General features: G+C 59.3%; 16 protein-coding genes. 13 read left to right on the forward strand and 3 right to left on the reverse strand.

From position 1 onward, the window contains the following. On the reverse strand, positions 1-1,181 hold a 1,181-nt coding region (locus PA598K_RS31090), incomplete at its 3' end, for a transglycosylase domain-containing protein (protein WP_185602331.1). A gap of 201 nt (positions 1,182-1,382) precedes the next feature. On the opposite strand from PA598K_RS31090, the gene speE reads away from it, so the two are divergent. Beyond that, positions 1,383-2,210 (forward strand): polyamine aminopropyltransferase, encoded by an 828-nt coding sequence (gene speE, locus PA598K_RS31095; RefSeq protein WP_128660662.1) that lies wholly within the window; start codon positions 1,383-1,385, stop codon positions 2,208-2,210. Between the two features lie 30 nt (positions 2,211-2,240). Next, positions 2,241-3,110 carry an agmatinase gene (gene speB, locus PA598K_RS31100; RefSeq protein WP_128660663.1) on the forward strand — a complete coding sequence of 290 codons (870 nt, stop codon included), beginning with the start codon at positions 2,241-2,243 and terminating at the stop codon, positions 3,108-3,110. 91 nt (positions 3,111-3,201) lie between these two features. Here the strand turns inward: speB and PA598K_RS31105 are convergent, their stop codons facing one another. Beyond that, positions 3,202-4,032 (reverse strand): AraC family transcriptional regulator, encoded by an 831-nt coding sequence (locus PA598K_RS31105; RefSeq protein WP_128660664.1) that lies wholly within the window; start codon positions 4,030-4,032, stop codon positions 3,202-3,204. 200 nt (positions 4,033-4,232) lie between these two features. Between PA598K_RS31105 and PA598K_RS31110 the strand changes: the two genes are divergently transcribed. Together PA598K_RS31110 and argS are read left to right on the forward strand one after the other, a co-directional pair. Next, on the forward strand, positions 4,233-4,676 hold the full coding sequence (locus PA598K_RS31110; RefSeq protein WP_185602332.1) for a DUF1934 domain-containing protein: 444 nt from the start codon (positions 4,233-4,235) through the stop codon (positions 4,674-4,676). Beyond that, a complete protein-coding gene (gene argS, locus PA598K_RS31115; RefSeq protein WP_128660666.1) occupies positions 4,673-6,355 on the forward strand; it encodes an arginine--tRNA ligase in 1,683 nt (560 codons plus the stop codon). Before PA598K_RS31110 ends, argS begins: the two co-directional genes overlap by 4 nt. Before the next feature lie 45 nt (positions 6,356-6,400). Here the strand turns inward: argS and PA598K_RS31120 are convergent, their stop codons facing one another. Then, positions 6,401-7,531: a S8 family peptidase gene (locus tag PA598K_RS31120; protein WP_128660667.1), complete on the reverse strand. Its 1,131-nt coding sequence runs from the start codon at positions 7,529-7,531 to the stop codon at positions 6,401-6,403. 341 nt (positions 7,532-7,872) lie between these two features. On the opposite strand from PA598K_RS31120, the gene rpoE reads away from it, so the two are divergent. The 9 genes from rpoE (at position 7,873) to PA598K_RS31165 (ending at position 19,091) form a co-directional block, all read left to right on the forward strand. After that, a complete protein-coding gene (gene rpoE, locus PA598K_RS31125; RefSeq protein ID WP_128660668.1) occupies positions 7,873-8,421 on the forward strand; it encodes a DNA-directed RNA polymerase subunit delta in 549 nt (182 codons plus the stop codon). 274 nt (positions 8,422-8,695) lie between these two features. Then, the gene (locus PA598K_RS31130) at positions 8,696-10,303 is read left to right on the forward strand and encodes a CTP synthase (protein ID WP_128660669.1); all 1,608 of its coding nucleotides are present in this window, start codon (positions 8,696-8,698) and stop codon (positions 10,301-10,303) included. 121 nt (positions 10,304-10,424) lie between these two features. Further along, positions 10,425-10,823 carry a response regulator gene (locus tag PA598K_RS31135; protein ID WP_128660670.1) on the forward strand — a complete coding sequence of 133 codons (399 nt, stop codon included), beginning with the start codon at positions 10,425-10,427 and terminating at the stop codon, positions 10,821-10,823. Positions 10,824-10,967: 144 nt separating this feature from the next. Further along, positions 10,968-11,822 (forward strand): class II fructose-1,6-bisphosphate aldolase, encoded by an 855-nt coding sequence (gene fba / locus PA598K_RS31140; protein ID WP_128660671.1) that lies wholly within the window; start codon positions 10,968-10,970, stop codon positions 11,820-11,822. A gap of 159 nt (positions 11,823-11,981) precedes the next feature. Continuing rightward, on the forward strand, positions 11,982-13,235 hold the full coding sequence (locus PA598K_RS31145) for a UDP-N-acetylglucosamine 1-carboxyvinyltransferase (RefSeq protein WP_128660672.1): 1,254 nt from the start codon (positions 11,982-11,984) through the stop codon (positions 13,233-13,235). Positions 13,236-13,308: 73 nt separating this feature from the next. Continuing rightward, on the forward strand, positions 13,309-14,655 hold the full coding sequence (rho, locus tag PA598K_RS31150) for a transcription termination factor Rho (protein WP_128660673.1): 1,347 nt from the start codon (positions 13,309-13,311) through the stop codon (positions 14,653-14,655). A gap of 58 nt (positions 14,656-14,713) precedes the next feature. Beyond that, positions 14,714-15,979 (forward strand): radical SAM protein, encoded by a 1,266-nt coding sequence (locus PA598K_RS31155; RefSeq protein WP_128660674.1) that lies wholly within the window; start codon positions 14,714-14,716, stop codon positions 15,977-15,979. A 117-nt stretch (positions 15,980-16,096) separates the two neighbouring features. Then, positions 16,097-17,887: a cache domain-containing sensor histidine kinase gene (locus PA598K_RS31160; protein WP_185602333.1), complete on the forward strand. Its 1,791-nt coding sequence runs from the start codon at positions 16,097-16,099 to the stop codon at positions 17,885-17,887. Then, entirely contained in the window at positions 17,862-19,091 is a 1,230-nt protein-coding gene (locus PA598K_RS31165) for a response regulator (RefSeq protein ID WP_128660676.1), read from the forward strand. Before PA598K_RS31160 ends, PA598K_RS31165 begins: the two co-directional genes overlap by 26 nt. Positions 19,092-19,219: the final 128 nt, after the last annotated feature.

The following is a 19,219-nucleotide window of genomic DNA, read 5'->3' on the forward strand; positions in this document are numbered from 1 at the left end:
CGGCGCTGCAGCGCCGTCAGATAGACCAGCGGCTTGAAGGAGGAGCCGGGTTGACGCGTGGTCGCGAAGACGCGATTGTATTGATTCTCCGCGTAGTCCCGCCCGCCGACCATCGCCTTCACGTAGCCGTTGCGCGGATCGATGGCGATCAGCGCGCCTTGCAGCTCCGAGTCCTTGGGCAGGCCCTCCTGCATCGCTTGCTCGGCTGCCTGTTGGGTCGTCTTGTCGAGCGTCGTATAGATGCGGATGCCGCCCTCATGGAGCAGCGGCTCGTCGAGGCCGAGCTTCTCGGTGACGATCATCTGCACATAATCCCGGAAGTACGGAGCGAGCCCTTCGCTCTCCTCGGCGCCAGGCGCTTGCAGCGGCAGCAGCTCCGCATAGGCGGCCTTCGCCTGCTCGGGCGTGATGCGGCCAAGCTCGGCCATCGTAGCCAGGATGAGCTTTTGGCGGTCCTTGGCATTTTTCATGTTGCGATAGGGCGAGTAGTAGCTGGGGCCTTTGGGGATGCCGGCCAGCAGTGCGCTCTCGGCGAGCGTCAGCTCGGACGACGGCTTGTCGAAGTACATGCGCGAAGCCGCTTCGATGCCGTATGCCCCATGGCCATAATAGATCTGGTTCAAGTACATCTCGAGAATCTCGTCCTTGGCGTAGGTCATCTCCAGTTGAGCCGTGTACATCGCTTCCCGCAGCTTGCGGGTCCATGTCTTCTCGTGCGTCAGGTACAGGTTGCGCGCGAGCTGCTGGGTCAGTGTGCTGGCGCCTTGTTTCTTCGAGCGGCTCTCGACGTTGGCCACGACCGCGCGGGCCATCCCTTTCATGTCGAAGCCGAAGTGATCATAGAACCGCCGGTCCTCGATGGCGATCGTCGCGTCGATCAACGGCTGGGCGACCTGCTCCAGCTTGACAGGTCGACGATTTTGCCCAGAGTGGAACGTGTCGATGACCTCGCCGTTCGCATCGAGCAGCTCGGACGTCTGGCTGACGACCGTAGCCGGCAGCGACTGAGTGCGCAGATACAGGAGCGATCCGGCTGCGATCAGGATGCATAGGAGCAATAGAGCGCCGGACCATTTGATCGCCCGGGAGAGCCGGGTCAGCCAGGTGAGCCAGCGCTCCGAACGATGGGTATGACTGCTGCTTGCCTGCTTGCGTAGCCTTTGCATGATCGTTTTGCGCATGCCTCTCACTCCCTCTTGAACCGCCCCTTGAGGCGGCCTCATGCTTGTTATCTCTAGTATGGAAAAACGAGGCAGTCGCTATACAGCGACAGCCGCCGGGATTAAATTTTTGTAGAGGGAGCGTCAGAGGTTGCTTTTTCGCCTTGTTCTACTATAATTACGGAAGAAACGATTGACCCATAGAAGGGAGCCTGATCCGCGATGGAACTGTGGTACACTGAGAAACAAACCGAAACCTATGGCATTACGGCCAAAATAAAAGAAACGTATGTACATGAAAAAACCGACTTTCAAGAGCTGGCGATGATCGAAACCGAGGAGTTCGGCACGATGCTCGTGCTCGACGGCATGGTCATGACCACCGACAAGGACGAGTTCGTCTACCATGAGATGGTTGCGCACCCGGCGCTCTATACGCATCCGAATCCGCGTCATGTGCTGGTCGTCGGCGGCGGCGACGGCGGCGTCATCCGCGAGGTGCTGAAGCACCCTGAGGTGGAGAAGGCGGTGCTGGTCGAGATCGACGGCAAGGTCATCGAGTATTCCAAAAAATATCTCCCGAACATCGCAGGCGGCCTCGACGACCCGCGCGTCGAAGTGATCGTCAACGACGGCTTCATGCATATCCATGATCATAAAAATACGTACGACGTCATCATGGTCGACTCCACCGAGCCGGTCGGTCCTGCGGTGAACCTGTTCACCAAGGGCTTCTACCAAGGCATCTACGAATCGCTCAAGGAGGATGGCATCTTCGTCGCTCAGACCGACAACCCGTGGTTCAAGGCCGATCTGATCGAGAGCGTCTACCGCGACGTGAAGGAAGTGTTCCCGATCGTCCGCGTTTACTGCGCTAACGTACCGACTTATCCGAGCGGTCTGTGGACATTCACGATGGGCAGCAAAAAGCATGATCCGCTCGAAGTGGACGAGTCTGCGATCCCGGATATCGATACCAAATATTATTCGCCGCGTCTGCACAAGGGCGCCTTCGCGCTGCCGAAGCTCGTGGAAAACCTGCTCAAATAAACTAGCCTATAAAAGCGAGGACAAGCCTTCATGAAACTGGATCAACAATATTCCGGCAATGTATTCATCCTCAGCTCCGAGGATTATGAAGCGTCCAAGGCGGTCATCTACGGGATGCCGATGGACTTCACCGTCTCCTTCCGCCCGGGCTCGCGCTTCGGCCCGCCGCGCATCCGCGAGGTGTCGATCGGTCTGGAGGAGTATAGCCCGTATCTGGACCGCAGCCTCGAGGACATCACGTACTTCGATGCGGGCGACCTGCTGCTGCCCTTCGGCAATGCGGCGCGCAGCCTCGAGATCATCGGCGAGTATGTGCGCGGCGTGTTGGCCGACGGCAAGATGCCGGTAGGGCTCGGCGGCGAGCATCTCGTCTCGTGGCCGATCTTCCAGGAGGTGTACGCCAAGTACCCGGACCTGGCGATCATCCACTTCGACGCGCATGCCGATCTGCGCGAGCAGTACGAGGGCGAGCCGCTCTCGCACTCGACGCCGTTGCGCAAGGCGGCCGGCTTGATGGGCGGCCAGAACATCTATCAGTTCGGCATCCGTTCCGGCTCCCGCGAGGAGTGGGCGTATGCGCGCGAGAACATCAACTTCCACCCGTTCGAGGTGCTGGAGCCTCTCAAGCAGGTGCTGCCGTCGCTGGCGGGCCGTCCAGTCTATCTGACGATCGACATCGACGTGCTCGATCCGTCATGCGCGCCAGGCACAGGCACGGCAGAGGCAGGCGGCATCACCTCCAAGGAGCTGCTGGCGGCGGTGCATGCGATCGCGGCCTCCGATGTCCGCGTCGTCGGCTGCGATCTCGTCGAGGTCGCGCCGGCGTACGATCCGACGGAGCAGACACAGATCGTCGCGGCCAAGGTGATCCGCGAGATGCTGCTGGGCTTCATCGACTGAGCAACGCAGCGAACACGAAGAGACCACCGTCAGGCCATGGGCCGGGCGGTGGTCTTGTCGTTACGGTATGTTGCGGTGCTGTCGCGTGCCGCTAGCGGCTCAGGTAGGCGCTGCGGAACATGACGGGCGTCAGCCCTTCCTGCTGCTTGAACAGCTTGATAAAATAGCTCGGATGCTCGTAGCCGACTTGGGCGGCGATCGCCTTGACCTCGGTGCGCGGCTGCTGGAGCAGCAGCTCCTTGGCCTTGCGCATGCGGATGCGGGTCAGGTACTCGATGGGCCGGGCGCCGAGCGCCTGCTGGAAGAGCACGCAGATGTGCTGCGGCGTCACCCCTTGCAGCTCGGCGAGCTCGGCCAGCGTGATCGAGCGGTTGTAATGCTGCTCCATATGAGCGAGCACCGGCGTCAGCGCGTCCATCTGATGCTTGCGCGAGCGCAGCTCGGTGCGGGAGATGTAGCGGTACAGGTCGAGCAGCAGCCGATACATCGTCGAGGACGATTCGAGGGCAGTCGCGGGATGCTGGGATTGCAGCAGCGAGACGGCCTCGTGCTGATGCTTGAGCAATACGTCGGGATTGCCCATATAGAAGACGCCGGTCTGATGCAGGCCGAGATCCTCTAGCATCGCGCGGGCGCGGTTGCCCTCAAAGGAAATCCAGCGCACCGTCCAGGGCGCCAGGGTCGGACGATATTCGTGCGGCTCATGGGCCATCGTCAGGATGCCTTGCCCCGGCTGCACCGTCACCTCGCGGCCGCCATGGATGAAGACGCCGCTGCCGCCGAGCACCTGCAGCCACTGGTAGCTGGGATGGCCGTTCGGCCGTTCGATGCCCTCCTGATGCTTCCAGCCGCCGGCGCTCGTAATATAGATCGGCAGGCGCCGCTCCAGATCGGTCACTACCGCGAACAAGTTGAGATCCACCCGGGTGCCTCCCTCGTCAATCGATGTTCAGTAGGGACAGGCTCCGCATGGAGCTGTCCGCCTGTCCTCATCATAACGGGGAATGGCCCAAAAGCCAACCCGCCGCCCGGGCAGGCGCGCATACCCGGGATTGCTTACAGGGGACAAGCTGTATTATAGTAAGGTCACGAGAAGCAAATGCAAGGAAAGCGGGGCAAACGGTGCGAGCAGCGAAGACGAGAGTGCAAATTACGCTTCAGAGCCGCCAGGACGACGAGCTGTCGATCCATACGTACGAGGGCGACTGGGCAGTGCGGAATCGCTCGGCCTTCCTCGTCTACGAGGAAGTCGACGAGGACCGGCGACTGCGGACGACCGTACGTTGGGACCCGGCGCTGCAGGAGCTGAAGATTACGCGCCGCGGCGATGTCGAGACGGAGCACCACTTCGTCTGCGGCGCGCGCAGGCGCGGCGAGTATCGGGTATCCGGCGCGCGGTTGCTGATGGAGACCGAGACCGATGAGCTGAAGGTGACGGCCGGAGCAGGCGTGTCGTCGCTCGAGCTGCCGGTGACGATGGAGTGGAAGTACAGGTTGTGGATGAGCGAGGAGTCAGTCGGGTATTTTCAGCTGCGACTGCATATACAGGAGGTCATAACGAGATGAGTCAGCTTAATGTATTGGACAAGATGAATGCGAAGATCCGGGAGGCGATCGCGGACGCCGTCGTCGCAGCGGGGCTGGTCGGCCGCGAGGAGCTGCCGGTGTTCGCGCTGGAGGTGCCCAGAGACAAGGCGCACGGCGACCTGGCGACCAACGCGGCGATGCAGCTGACCAAGCTGGCCAAGAAAAACCCGCGTCAGATCGCCGAAGCGATCCTGACTCATCTGGACAAGGAGGCTGCGTCGATCGAGTCTGCGGACATCGCGGGCCCTGGCTTCATCAACTTCCGTCTGGACAAGCGGTTCCTGCATGAAATCGTCCCAGCGGTGTTGGCGGCAGGCAGCGACTATGGACGGGCAAGCGTCGGCAACGGCCAGCGCGTGCAGGTCGAGTTCGTCAGCGCTAACCCGACAGGCAGTCTGCATCTGGGCCATGCCCGTGGCGCAGCCGTCGGCGATGCGCTCTGCAACCTCCTGGACTATGCGGGCTATGAGGTGACGCGGGAGTATTATATCAATGATGCGGGCAAGCAGATCGAGAATCTCGCCTACTCCATCGAAGCCCGCTACCGTCAGGAGCTCGGCGAGGCGGCCGAGCTGCCAGAGGACGGATATCACGGCGAGGACATCATCGGCTTTGCCCGCCAGCTGCGCGAGGAGCAGGGCGACGAACTGATGGCGCTGCCGCAGGAGGAGCGCTTCGCGCTGCTGCGCAGCTTTGGCCTCGAGCGCGAGCTGGACAAGATTCGGCGCGATCTCGGCCGCTTCCGGGTGCCGTTCGACGTCTGGTTCCACGAGACATCGCTCTATCAGAACGGCCAGATCGACGAGGTGCTGGCGAAGCTGCGCGCGAGCGGCCATGTGTACGAGGAGGAAGGGGCGACCTGGCTCGAGACGGTATCGCTCGGCGACGACAAAAACCGCGTCCTCGTCAAAAACGACGGCTCGTACACCTACCTGACGCCGGATATCGCCTACCATCGCGACAAGTATGAGCGCGGCTACGACAAGATTATCAACATCTGGGGCGCTGACCACCACGGCTACATCCCGCGCGTCAAGGCGGCGATGGCGGCGCTCGGTTACGATCCGGACAAGCTGATCGTACTGATCGCCCAGATGGTAAGCCTGTTCCAGGATGGCGAGAAGGTGAAGATGTCCAAGCGGACCGGCAAGGCCGTGACGATGGAGGATCTGATGGAAGAGGTTGGCGTCGACGCCGTTCGCTATTTCTTCACGATGCGCAGCATGGACTCGCATCTGGACTTTGACATGGACCTGGCGGTCTCGACCTCCAACGAGAATCCGGTCTTCTACGTCCAGTACGCGCACGCGCGCGTCTGCAGCGTATTCCGACAGGCGGAGGAGCAAGGCATCGCCACCGATGGGCTGGCACAGGCCGACCTGAGCCAGCTGACGAGCGAAGCAGAGTACGATCTGCTGCGCAAGCTGGGCGAGCTGCCGCAGGAGGTGGCGGAGAGCGCGGACAACTTTGCCCCGCATCGGCTCGTCCGTTACGTGTACGAGCTGGCCTCGCTCTTCCACAGCTACTACAGAGCGGAGCGCTTCATCACCGAGGATCAGCAGCAGACGACCGCACGGCTGGCGCTGCTCGCCGCGGTGCGGACGACGATATTCAATGTGCTGCGATTGATCGGTGTCCATGCGCCGGAGCGGATGTAGCCCACAGCCGCCTTAGCCGGGCATCATAGGATAGAGAGCAGGCCGCTAGCGATCAGCGGCCTGCAGCATTTTGACGATATCGAGTTCGCCGGCCATCCGGCTGGATTTCAGTCCGCGGAGCGGATGCATCGCTCGCTTGAGGATCGCTTTGATCTCGGCGGGAGAGAGGCCAGGCCGTTCGGCGAGCAGCAGCGCGATCGCGCCGCTGACATGCGACGTGGCCATCGAGGTGCCGCTCATCTCGTGGTACTTGCCGCGCAGCCAGGCGGAGTGGATCTTGTCGCCGGGCGCGTAGATGTCGATGTAAGCGCCCCTGTTGCTGAACGGCGCGACCCGCCTTAGCTTGTTGGTGGCGCCGACGGAGATTGTCTGCGCATAGCGGGCGGGGTAGTCGATCGATTTGCGTTTGCCGTCATTGCCTGATGAGGCGACGATGACGATGCCTGCATGGTAAGCCAGATTGACGGCGCCGAGCAGCGCCTTGCTGCGGTTTTTCATACCGAAGCTCATGTTGATGATGTTCAGGCGATTGCGCACGCACCATTCGATGCCGAGGATGATATCAGAGACGTAGGCGCTGCCATTATGGTCGAATGCTTTGACCGGATGGATGAGCGAGCGGGGCGCTACCCCGGTCATGCCCTTGAGCTGTCCTCTGGCGGCGATCGTGCCGGCGATATGGGTGCCGTGCCCGTTGTCGTCGTGCGGCGCATGTCCGCGGCTGAGCAGATTGATGCCGCGGCTCAGCGAGCCAGCGAGGTCGGGATGGCCAAAGTCGACGCCGGTGTCGATGACGCCAATCTTGATGCGATGTCCGGTCGTCCGGCTCCAGGCGTAGGGAGCCCGGATATGCTGGACGCCCCAGGGGATGCTTTTGTCGGCGGAGACGTTTTTTTGGAGCGTGCCTTGGAGCGTGACGATCTCATCTGTCTCCAACGCGAGTGGCAGTCCGAGAGCGGGCGGGTGGCTCAGAGGAGCGGGAACGGCGATGCCGCCGATCAGCGGCAGCGGTGTGACATGCGGAAAATAAGACTGCGGCTGGCCCAGCTCCGACCAAGCGGCTGCGAAAGCGCGGTAGCTGCGGCTGTTGGGGAAGCGAAGGATCCGGCGCTCTTCGGCGCTTGCCGAGCCGGCCGCCAGGCTATGCAGCCAGCGGAATAATGCAGTGGTGTCCAAAGTTGGCTTCCCTCCCGACGACCATACTGCAGTATTGTATGAACGAGCGTCTCCGGCTGAATGAGCCACTGGCCTTTTTTCGCAGAATTAGGCGGCCAGCCGTGTCAATCAAAGGGTCCGATCATACTATATACCGAGAGTCCATACCGGCTCTTGCAATGCCGGACCGTACGATGGGATAACGCGTTCGGGCGGATACAGTCAGACGAAGGGTATGCCTTCGTCTTTTTTTTGTTTGTTCCTTGCTTGCAATTTCACAAGAAATAGGTTTTACTATAATCTGATAACGGATAGAATGGACGCAAGAAGCGTATATATCTGGCTTGAGAGGATGTGTATAGATGAGTGGCGAGGTAACGCTGAAGATCGACCCTGAACGGCTGAAGGAGATGCCGATGGTGGATCTGGCCTTCGAGGTGCTCAAAACCGCGAACACCCCTTATTATTACCGGGATCTGATGATGGAGATCGCCAAGGTCCGCGGTCTTAGTCAGGACGAGATCAATGAGGTCATCGCGCAAGTATACACCGAGATCAATATCGATGGTCGGTTCGCCTGCGTAGGTAGCAACATGTGGGGACTGAAGCGCTGGTATCCGGTGGAGAAATCCGAGGATCCGATCGGCAACGCGAAACGTCCGCGGATCATTAACGATGACGACGACGAGGAAGAGGATGTCTTCGCTGAGGAAGAGGAAGAAGTGTTCGTGGCCGACGAAGAGGATTACGATGTCTACGACGAAGACAGCGAAGAAATCTTCCCCGACGGCGAGGACGACAGCGGCGTAGACGAGGAAGAAGAGCTCGAAGGCGAGGAAGCCGAAGAGGAAGAAGAGGAGTCCGACGAGTACGAGGATGAGGGCGAAGCGGACGACGAGGATGGCAAGTAAAGAAGGGTTAAGTCAAGCCTTGACAGCGCAGTTGCTACAGAGTAAACTATTGCATGGGCTTCACAAATGATTAACCTTTTATAGTGATTTGATATGATAAAAGTGCCCCGTAGCAATACGGGTGTCACTTTTTTTGTTTTTAATGAAGGCTTCGACTCAGTGGGACAGAACGAACTGCGCGGCTATAGTAGGGCGCAGCCGTTTTTCCTTGCAATTGTGCTGTTCTAACAGGAGTATGGCAATAACCACTATCAGCTTGGAGGGTAATAGTACAGTGACAAAATACATTTTTGTAACCGGCGGTGTCGTGTCTTCACTCGGCAAGGGCATTACCGCCGCTTCGCTCGGCAGACTGTTGAAGAACAGAGGACTTAAGGTCACCATTCAAAAGTTCGATCCGTATCTCAACGTGGACCCTGGCACGATGAGTCCGTATCAGCACGGCGAAGTGTTCGTCACCGATGATGGCGCGGAGACGGACCTTGACCTTGGGCACTATGAGCGGTTCATCGATATCAATCTCTCCAAGAACAGCAACGTGACGACGGGCAAGGTCTACTCCTCCGTCATCAGCAAGGAGCGTCGCGGCGAGTACCTCGGCGGCACGGTCCAGGTCATTCCGCATATTACCAACGAGATCAAGGAGCGGGTATTCCGCGCCGGCAAGGAGGCGGGATCGGACGTCGTCATCACCGAGATCGGCGGCACAGTGGGCGATATCGAGAGCTTGCCGTTCCTCGAGGCGATCCGTCAGATCAAGAGCGATATCGGTCGCGACAACGTCATGTACATCCATGTGACGCTGATCCCTTACATCAAGGCAGCGGGCGAAGTGAAGACGAAGCCGACTCAGCATAGCGTCAAGGAGCTGCGCAGCATCGGCATCCAGCCGAACATCATCGTCTGCCGCACCGAGTATCCGCTGCATGAAGATATGAAGCGCAAGATCGCGCTGTTCTGCGATATCGACGCCAATGCGGTGGTCGAGTGCCGCGACGCGTCCAATCTGTATGAAGTGCCGCTCAACCTGCTCGAGGAAGGGCTCGACGAGATCGTCGTCAACCATCTGAAGCTTGAGGTCGGCAAGCCGGACATGACGGAGTGGGTGCAGTTGGTCAAGCGCGTCCAATCGCTGAGCAAAGCGACCGAGATCGCCATCGTTGGCAAATACGTGGCGCTGCACGACGCGTATCTCAGTATCGTCGAGTCGCTTGGCCACGCCGGCATCGATGCCGATTCGGAGATCAAGATCCGCTGGGTTAATGCGGAGGAGCTGACTGAGGAGAATGTGGCAGAGCAGTTGAGCGGCGTCCACGGGATCCTCGTACCGGGCGGCTTCGGCGATCGCGGCATCGAGGGCAAGATCATCGCGATCCGTCATGCACGCGAGCAGAAGGTGCCATTCTTCGGCATCTGTCTGGGCATGCAGGTCGCTGTCGTGGAATACGCACGCAATGTCACCAATCTGGCGGGCGCCAACAGCTCGGAGATCGATCCGTCCACGCTCTATCCGGTCATCGACCTGTTGCCGGAGCAAAAGGACATCGAGGATCTGGGCGGCACGATGCGTCTTGGCCTGTACCCGTGCAAGGTTGCCGAAGGCTCGCTCGCCTGGAAGGCCTATCAGGACGAGCTCGTCTACGAGCGCCATCGCCACCGGTATGAGTTCAATACCGAGTACCGCGAGCGGATCGAAGCGTCCGGACTGATCATTTCCGGCTCCTCGCCGGACGGACGGCTCGTCGAGATGATCGAGATCGAGGATCATCCGTGGTTCCTGGCCGTGCAGTTCCATCCGGAGTTTACGTCGCGTCCGAATCGGCCGCAGCCGTTGTTCCGCGACTTTGTGCGGGCATCGCTGACCTATTCCGAGAACAGATAATCGACGCGCGAGGTTTTTTCCAGCTGATAGGAGGATATTCGGCGTCGTAGGGCGAATATATTAACGATTATGGAAGAGTCGACCATTTCTCGTTAAGTATACGTCCCTAGGAGGGTTACAGTTGGACAAGAAAAAAGTGTTGATTGTCGATGATCAGAACGGAATTCGCGTGCTTCTGGTAGAAGTTTTCAGCAGTGAAGGTTATCTGACCTATCAGGCCTCCAACGGCAAGCTGGCGCTTGAGATCGTCAAGGAAGAGGCGCCTCATCTTGTATTGCTTGACATGAAGATTCCTGGAATGGACGGGCTGGAGATTCTCAAGCATATCAAAGCCATCAACCGCGATATCAAGGTCATCATGATGACCGCTTACGGCGAGCTGGACATGATCAAGGAAGCGACCGATCTGGGGGCGCTGATGCACTTCACCAAGCCTTTCGACATCGATGAGATGCGGATGGCCGTCAACATGCAACTGCGCGGCGGCGAGTCCAATAGTTTTTACGCAGTGGGGTCCTGAGGGACCCTTTTTTGCTATTTCTCCCCTCCTCGCTCCAATTAATTCTTCCCGTTACCAAAGCTTGTCTTCATGTGATATAATAACATCGTATGACAAGTTCGAACGGGCTTGAGACCAAACAGTATTTAGGAGGAGTAAGAAACCATGCCATTGGTATCGATGAATGAATTTTTGCCTAAGGCAAAAGCGAACAAGTTTGCAGTCGGTCAATTCAACATGAACAACCTGGAGTTCGCACAAGCGATCGTGGATGCGGCGATCGAAGAGCAGTCCCCATTTATCTACGGCGTTAGCGAAGGCGCGCTGAAATACATGGGCATCGAGTTCACGGTGGCGCTGGCTGAAGCGGCTGCCAAAAAATCCGGCCTGCCGATCGCGCTGCACCTGGACCACGGCTCCAGCTTTGAAGTGGCGATGAAATGTATCCGCGCTGGCTTCTCGTCGGTTATGTTCGACGGCTCGCACTACACGCTCGAAGAGAACATCCGTCTGACCAAGGAAGTCGTACGCGCTGCACGCGAAATGGGCGTATCGGTTGAAGGCGAGCTCGGCACCATCGGCGGCGTCGAGGACGATATCAGCGTGGACGAAGAGCATGCTTCCCTGGCCAAGCCGGAAGAGGCGATCCGTTTCTACGAAGAGACAGGCGTAGACTGCCTGGCAATCGCAGTAGGTACGGCTCACGGCATGTACAAAGGCGAAGTCAAGATCCGCTATGACATCATCGAGGAAGTCACCTCCAAAATTCCTGTCCCTGTCGTGCTGCACGGCGGCTCCGGCGTACCGGACGAAGCGATCCGCAAGTCGATCGCGGCTGGCGTAGGCAAGATCAACGTCAATACCGAAAACCAAGTGGCGTGTACAAACGCGATCCGCAAAGTGCTGTCGTCCAACGACACCGTATACGATCCGCGCAAATATCTGACGCCTGCCCGCGACGCTATGGTCGCTGTCGTCCGTGAGAAGATCCGTTTGTTCGGCAGCAACAACCAAGCGTAACTTCCCGAGACAAAGCTAGCCAGGACCGTCCAGTCAGCACGATATCTTGTATACGAGCCGTTCGCCGCTGCCCTTCGGGCGGCGGCGAGCGGAGCATGCGAGGAGTTGGCGGGACGGTTTTTATCTTTGTTTTCTTCCGAATGGAGGACATCTGCATCAATGGAAAAGTTAATGATCCGCGGCGGACGACCGCTGCGTGGCACCGTACAGATCAGCGGCGCCAAGAACAGCGCAGTCGCCTTGCTGCCTGCGGCCATCCTGGCCGAGTCAGAGGTTATCCTCGACAACTTGCCCCAACTTAGCGATGTAGCAGTATACAGCGAAATTCTGGAGGATCTCGGCGGCTCTGTCAGCTGGAGAGGAGACTCCATGGCGATCGACCCCTCCTCCATGTCTTCTATTCCCATGCCCAACGGAAAGGTCAAATTGTTGCGCGCGTCCTATTATTTGATGGGCGCATTGCTTGGACGCTTCGGCGAAGCGACCATCGGGCTGCCCGGCGGCTGCAACTTTGAGCCTCGGCCGATCGACCAGCACATCAAGGGGTTCGAAGCGCTCGGCGCGGAAGTGACCAACGATCATGGCTCGATCCGCATCGCAGCCAAGGAGCTGCGCGGAGCTAAGATCTATCTTGATGTCGTGAGCGTCGGGGCGACGATCAATATTATGCTGGCGGCCTCTCGCGCCAAAGGCTCCACAATTATCGAAAATGCGGCGAAAGAGCCTGAAATCATAGATGTGGCCACCCTGCTGAGCGCCATGGGCGCGAAGATCAAAGGGGCCGGCACCGAGACGATCCGCATCGAGGGCGTCGATCGACTGCATGGATGCAGACACTCCATCATCCCTGACCGGATCCAGGCGGGCACCTATATGGTCGCCGCCGCCGCGACGCGCGGCGATGTGCTGATCGACAATGTCATCCCGAAGCATCTGGAGGCGATGACAGCCAAGCTTATCGAGATGGGCGTGGAGGTGCATGAGCTCGATGAGGCGATCCGCATCATCGGCCGTCCGACCTATCAATCGATCGATGTGCGGGCGCTCGTATACCCGGGCTTTGCGACCGATCTCCAGTCGCCGATGACGAGTCTGTTGACTCAAGCAAGCGGCGTCAGCATCATCTCCGACTATGTCTACAACAACCGGTTCAAGCATGTCCCTGAGCTGCTGCGCATGGGCGCGAACATTCGGCTCGAGGGTCGCTCGGCGATCATCGAGGGCGGAGCGCTGCATGCAGCCAAGGTAAGAGCCTCCGATCTGCGGGCTGGCGCTGCGCTCGTCATCGCGGGCCTTACGGTCACCGATGGCGTGACAGAGATTACCGGTGTCGAATATATTGACCGCGGCTACGATTCGCTCGTAGACAATCTGCGGCAGCTTGGCGCCGAAGTCTGGCGCGACAATGATTAACACGCACCAGAACGGGCGAAACTATGAAATTATGAACGACCTCTCAAGAAAATTAATCTAAAGTGGTGAGAATATGACGACGGAACTTCAGATCGCTGATCTGGAAGCCATGAAGCTGACCGAGCTGTATAAGCTGGCCAAGCAATATCAGATACCGTATTACGGACAATTACGCAAAAACGAACTTATCTTTGCTATCCTGCGCGCGCAAGCGGAAAAAAGCGGACATATGTTCATGCAAGGCGTGCTCGAGATTCTCTCCGAGGGCTATGGTTTTTTGCGGCCGATCAACTATCTGCCTAGCACGGAGGACATCTACATCTCGGCCTCGCAAATTCGCAAGTTCGATCTGCGTACGGGCGACCTGGTTTCCGGCAAATGCCGGACGCCCAAGGAGAACGAGCGTTACTTCGGACTGCTGCAGGTCAATGCGGTTAACGGCGAGAGTCCGGAGCATGCGGCGGAACGGCTGCATTTCCCGGCGCTGACGCCTCTCTTCCCTGAGAAGAAGCTCGTCCTTGAGACCGCTCCCAAGCATCTGTCCACGCGCATCATGGATGTGCTGGCTCCGGTCGGCCTTGGACAGCGCGGACTGATCGTAGCGCCGCCGAAGGCGGGCAAGACGCTGCTGCTCAAGGAGATCGCCAACAGCATCTCCACCAACAATCCCGAGATCGAATTGTTCGTCCTGCTGATCGACGAGCGGCCCGAGGAAGTGACGGATATGCAGCGCTCGGTCAAGGGCGAGGTTGTCGCCTCGACGTTCGATGAGCTGCCGGAGAACCATATCAAGGTCGCCGAGCTGGTGTTGCAACGCGCGCTCCGTCTGGTCGAGCACAAGAAGGATGTCGTTATCCTGCTCGACAGCATCACCCGTCTGGCGCGGGCGTACAACCTTGTCATCCCGCCGTCCGGCCGTACGCTGAGCGGCGGTATCGACCCGGCGGCTTTCCACCGGCCGAAGCGTTTCTTCGGCTCGGCGCGTAATGTCGAGGAGGGCGGCAGCCTGACGATCCTGGCGACGGCGCTCATCGAGACCGGCTCGCGCATGGACGATGTCATCTATGAGGAGTTCAAGGGCACCGGCAACATGGAGTTGCATCTGGATCGAAGACTCGCCGAGCGCCGCATCTTCCCGGCGATCGACATCCGCCGCTCCGGCACGCGCCGCGAGGAGATGCTGCTGACGCAGGAGGAGCTCGACAAGGTATGGGCGATCCGCAAAGGCATGAACGACTCGATGGAATTTATCGACAATTTCCTCAAGAAGCTGGCTGATTCCAAGACGAACGAAGAATTCCTCATGTCGCTTGACACGTCGGCGCTTGTCGGCTCCGGCCAGAGCGCGCCGAGATCTTCGTCTAGCAGCAGCGGCAGTCAGACGGGCCGTCGTCCGGTCCGCACGACGCCGGTATCTTAAGCAGTCCAGGGGGCGGCGCGTCCGTCCCCTCACTATCGAAGGAGGCTCCTGCATCATCATGAATCTCGTATATGCCGACAAGGATGGCCGCGTCTTCGATCATCCGGACTGGATCGCGCTCGGTCGGAGCGGCGATATGGTCGTGGAGCTGATGGACGACGAGCTGATCCCGCTGCCTGCAGGCGCGACGCTGGTCGGTCTGCCGCATACTCGGCCGGTCGGGATCAACCCGGCTACCGGGGCGATGGAGCTGCTGCCCGGCGACGTGCAGGCCGTGGGGGCGCTGCTCCCGCAAGGCTTCACCCGGCTGGTCATCCCCGGCTATGTGAAGACCGACAAGACGCAGAAGCTGCCGCTCTTCGGCTATTCCGCCGTCGTGTGGAAGGACGGCGGCTTCTATGTCGCCGCCGACCCGAGCGACGACCCCGAGCCGTGGAATCCGTTGCACTGCGACCGGGAGGAGCTGGAGGTGCGCGTCGAGGAGCTGCTGGGCAAGTACCCGGACAATCGCCTCTACAAGCATCTCTCCCACTGCGCGCTTGGCTATGAATGTTTGACGGCCTCCAATACGTTCCTGCAACGATGGGAGGGCGCAGTACCGGTGTCGTACTCCTGCAACGCCGGCTGCTTTGGCTGTATCTCGGAGCAACCGGACGACAGCGGCTTCCCCGCGCCGCAGACGCGGATGAACTTCAAGCCGACGGTCGACGAGCTGACGGAGATCATGCTTGAGCATCTGCAAGTGCCGGAGGCGATCATCAGCTTTGGGCAGGGGTGCGAGGGCGAGCCGTCGACCCAGGCCAAGATCATCACTGAGGCGATGCGGCGCGTCCGCCAGCAGACAGACAACGGCTATATCAACATCAACACCAACGCCGGATTGACCGACCATATCCGGGCCATCGTCGACAGCGGCCTCGATCTGATGCGAGTCAGCACGATCAGCGCCTTGGACGACCATTACAATGCGTACTACAAGCCGCGCGCCTACACGCTGGCCAACGTCGAGAAGTCGTTGCGCTATGCGACGGACAAGGGCGTTTACACGTCGATCAACTATCTGATCTTCCCAGGCGTCACCGACCGCGAGGAGGAGATCGAAGCGATGATCGGCTTTGTGCGACGGACCGGTCTGAAGCTAATCCAGATGCGCAACCTGAACATCGATCCGGAGAGCTATCTGGAGCTGATCCCGCCCGCCAGAGGCGAGATCTACGGCATGAAGCAGCTGCTGGAGATCTACGCGCAGGAGCTGCCGGATGTGGTGATCGGCTCGTATACGCATGTGCCGCCCAAGCGGCGGCAGTTCAGCAGCCCGACCTGATATCAAGGGCAGCTTCCCTGATGACTTATCTTTGAGACCTGACGGCATCTGTAGCTGTCAGGTCTTTTGTTGCTTATGCAGGGCAATCCGTCTATACCGAGGAGAGGAGATCAAGAGATGATCGGGATCGATAAAATGAAAGCGGTTTATGCGAACCTCCGGATTCGACATAAAACCTTCCTGCTGATCGCTGGCTTGATGACCCTGTTCGGCGCCAGTAGCGCTGCTGTCTATCAATACGCGTTTGCCGCGTATGATGAGGAGCTGTACCGCCAGGCTGCCAAATCGCTGCAGCTCTCGTCCTCAGGCATCGAAAGCGAGCTGCTGAAGATGGAGCGCCTGCTCTTCCGCATCTCGACCGACTCGCAGGTGCAGGCGCATCTGCAATCGGTCGCCGAGAACAGCTCGGGCTACGAGCGTTATGTGGCGATCGACAAGATCCAGGAGCTCTTGCCGACGCTGGGCTCTCTGGACAAGTATGTGCTCTCGTTGCAGCTCTTCGACAACTGGCAAGACGAATATGCGGCAGGGGTGCACGTCGTGCGCACCTCGGAGAAGCGGCTGCGGCAGATCGTCGAGGAGTCGGCAATCGAGCGCGGCCAGGTCCGCTGGTTCAAGCCGACGACCGCAGACTCTGCGTTGCTCGTGGCCAGGCAGATCCGCTCGATCGCCAGCGATAATTTTTTGACGCCGCTCGGGACGATTGCGATCCGCATCGATATGAAGGCGATGCTGGCCGATTATACGCGTAGCCTCAATACCAATAACGGGGCATTTGTAATCGCGGACGACGGGGCGGTCCTCTATCCTGAACAGACCGAGATCACCCACTCGGATCTGGGAGATCTGCTCCAGGTGAATGGTCAATACCAGACGGCGATGATCGGCGATGACCGTTACTTCGTCACGTCGACGAGCTCCCGGTACATGGATTGGAGCTATGTCGTCCTGACGCCTTACGAAGAGATTTTCCAGGCGGTATCGACGGTGCGCAAGACGGTGCTCATCGTCTATCTCGGATTGGCGGCGCTTGCGCTGGTGGCAGCGATCCGATTCTCGATGGGCATTACCAAGCCGATCGACCTGCTCATCGCCAAGATGAAACGGGTGCAATTCGGCCAGTTCGACCACGGCGAGGAAGATGAAGAGATGGCCATGCGCAAGGATGAGTCTGGCCAGCTCCACCGCAGCTTCCGCATCATGATCAGTCGGATCGATGAGCTGATCAATGAAAATTACTTGAAGCAGTTGATGCTCAAGGAGACGAAGCTGAAGGCGCTGCAAGCTCAGATCAATCCTCACTTCCTCTATAACACGCTCGACTCGATCAGTTGGCTGGCCAAGGCCGAAGGGCAGCGGCAGATTGCCGAGATGGTCCAGTCGCTTGGTGTGCTGCTACATAACTCGATGAATCATCAATCGCCGCTGGTGACACTGGGGGAGGAATGCGAGACGATCCGCAATTATATCGTCATCCAGCATATCCGCTTCGAGGAGCGTCTCTGCTTCCGGCTGGAGGTGCCCCAGGAGCTGCAGGGGCTGCTGCTGCCCAAGCTGTCGCTGCAGCCGTTGATCGAGAATGCGATCCATTACGGCATGGAGACGATGCTGGAGACGTGCCGGATCGACCTGCGCGCGGAGATCGAGGAAGGCGCCCTCTCGATACGTGTGCTGGACAATGGGCCGGGGCTGCCGGAGGATACGGTCGAGCGGCTGCGGCGTGGCGAGCTGCAGGCCAGAGGCTCGGGAATCGGGCTGCGCAACATTGACGATCGAATCAAGTTGATGTTCGGCGAGCCGTGGGGCGTCCGCATCGAGCCTCGCAGCGTCGGCGCGTGCGTCGCGCTGCTGCTGCCGCCACGCAGAGAGGGGGACGAGGAGCATGTACAACGTGCTGTTGGTGGATGATGAACGGATAATTTTAAATGGGATTTCGAGCTTCGTCGATTGGGCAGGCGTCGGCACTGTGCTGGCGGGGACTGCCCGCAATGGCTTGGAGGGGATCGAATTTATCCGCAGGGAACGGCCGGATATCGTCATCTCCGATATCCGCATGCCGGGCATGGATGGTCTAGGCTTGGTACGAGAGGCGGTAGGTCTGGATTCGCGCATCCGCTTCATCATGCTCTCCGGCTTCTCCCAATTCGACTACGCCCGCCAGGCGATGCAATATGGCGTCAAGCATTACTTGATCAAGCCTTGCAATGAGGAGCTGATCGGTCAGGCACTGCGGGAGATCGTCGCCGAGCTGGAGGAGGAGCGTCGCCGCGAGCGCTTCGTCGAGCGTATCCAGAACGGCCTGGAGCGGGTGCTGCCGCATGCCAAGGAGCAGTTCCTCCAGGAGCTGGTGACCAACAAGCGATACGGCCAGAGCGACTGGGAGCAATTCCGCAGCTGGTGCCCAATCCCGTATGAAGGCGGCGCAACGCAGTTGCTGGTGCTGCAGGTCGAGGGACAATGGGAGCATGAGCATCTGTTCGCGCTGTCGAACATCGCCGAAGAGCTGCTGGATCAGGCGGTGCTGCTAGGCACAACGCTCGGCGAACGCGCGCTGCTGCTCATCCAGTGGACGGACGGCTTGGATGAGCTATCTGCCCTGCTGGAGCGGATCCGGGCGACGTTCCGTAGCTTCTACCGGCTGGAAGCGACGATGTCGCTGAGCGGCGAAGGCGAGGCCTGGGAGGCGCGCGGCATGTATCGTGAGGCGTTGGGGCGTCTCCGCCATCGAACGGATCGGGGCGAGGGAGCAATCGTGATGCCGGGCTATTCGCTGGGAGGCGCGCGGCGGCCATCCCGGATTGTCCGACAGGTGCTGGAGATCGTGCAGCGTCATATCGCCGACCCGGAGCTGTCGCTGCAAGCGGTAGCGGGGGAGATGTTGTATATGAACGCCGACTACCTGGGCAAGCTCTTCCGCAAGGAGACGGGCCACAAGTTTTCGGATTATGTCACACAGGTCCGGATGGAGCAAGCGAAGCGGATCATCGCCGCCTCAGACGACATCCGCATCTTCGAGCTGGCGGAGCAGCTCGGATACGGGGACAACCCGCAGTACTTCAGCAAAGTCTTCAAAAAATACACCGGCCAAACGCCCAGCCATTTTAAACAATAATAAAACTGCCCTCAAAAAGGCCGAAGAGGCATGGAATCGAATCTGTAGAAGCGAAGCGCTCGCCTTTGTCCCCGGATTTCAACCGCTAAGCGGTTATATGAAAGAAATCTGGGGACAACAGCGATCGG

The sequence above is a fragment of the Paenibacillus sp. 598K genome (assembly GCF_003851045.1).
GTDB lineage: Bacteria > Bacillota > Bacilli > Paenibacillales > Paenibacillaceae > Paenibacillus_D.

Bases quoted from the DNA above. Each gene is read 5' to 3' on its own strand.
- PA598K_RS31160 (WP_185602333.1), top strand. From the start codon at position 16,097: ATGATCGGGATCGATAAAATGAAAGCGGTTTATGCGAACCTCCGGATT.
- PA598K_RS31155 (WP_128660674.1), top strand. From the start codon at position 14,714: ATGAATCTCGTATATGCCGACAAGGATGGCCGCGTCTTCGATCATCCG.
- speE (WP_128660662.1), top strand. From the start codon at position 1,383: ATGGAACTGTGGTACACTGAGAAACAAACCGAAACCTATGGCATTACG.
- fba (WP_128660671.1), top strand. From the start codon at position 10,968: ATGCCATTGGTATCGATGAATGAATTTTTGCCTAAGGCAAAAGCGAAC.
- speB (WP_128660663.1), top strand. From the start codon at position 2,241: ATGAAACTGGATCAACAATATTCCGGCAATGTATTCATCCTCAGCTCC.
- PA598K_RS31145 (WP_128660672.1), top strand. From the start codon at position 11,982: ATGGAAAAGTTAATGATCCGCGGCGGACGACCGCTGCGTGGCACCGTA.
- PA598K_RS31165 (WP_128660676.1), top strand. From the start codon at position 17,862: ATGTACAACGTGCTGTTGGTGGATGATGAACGGATAATTTTAAATGGG.
- argS (WP_128660666.1), top strand. From the start codon at position 4,673: ATGAGTCAGCTTAATGTATTGGACAAGATGAATGCGAAGATCCGGGAG.
- rho (WP_128660673.1), top strand. From the start codon at position 13,309: ATGACGACGGAACTTCAGATCGCTGATCTGGAAGCCATGAAGCTGACC.
- rpoE (WP_128660668.1), top strand. From the start codon at position 7,873: ATGAGTGGCGAGGTAACGCTGAAGATCGACCCTGAACGGCTGAAGGAG.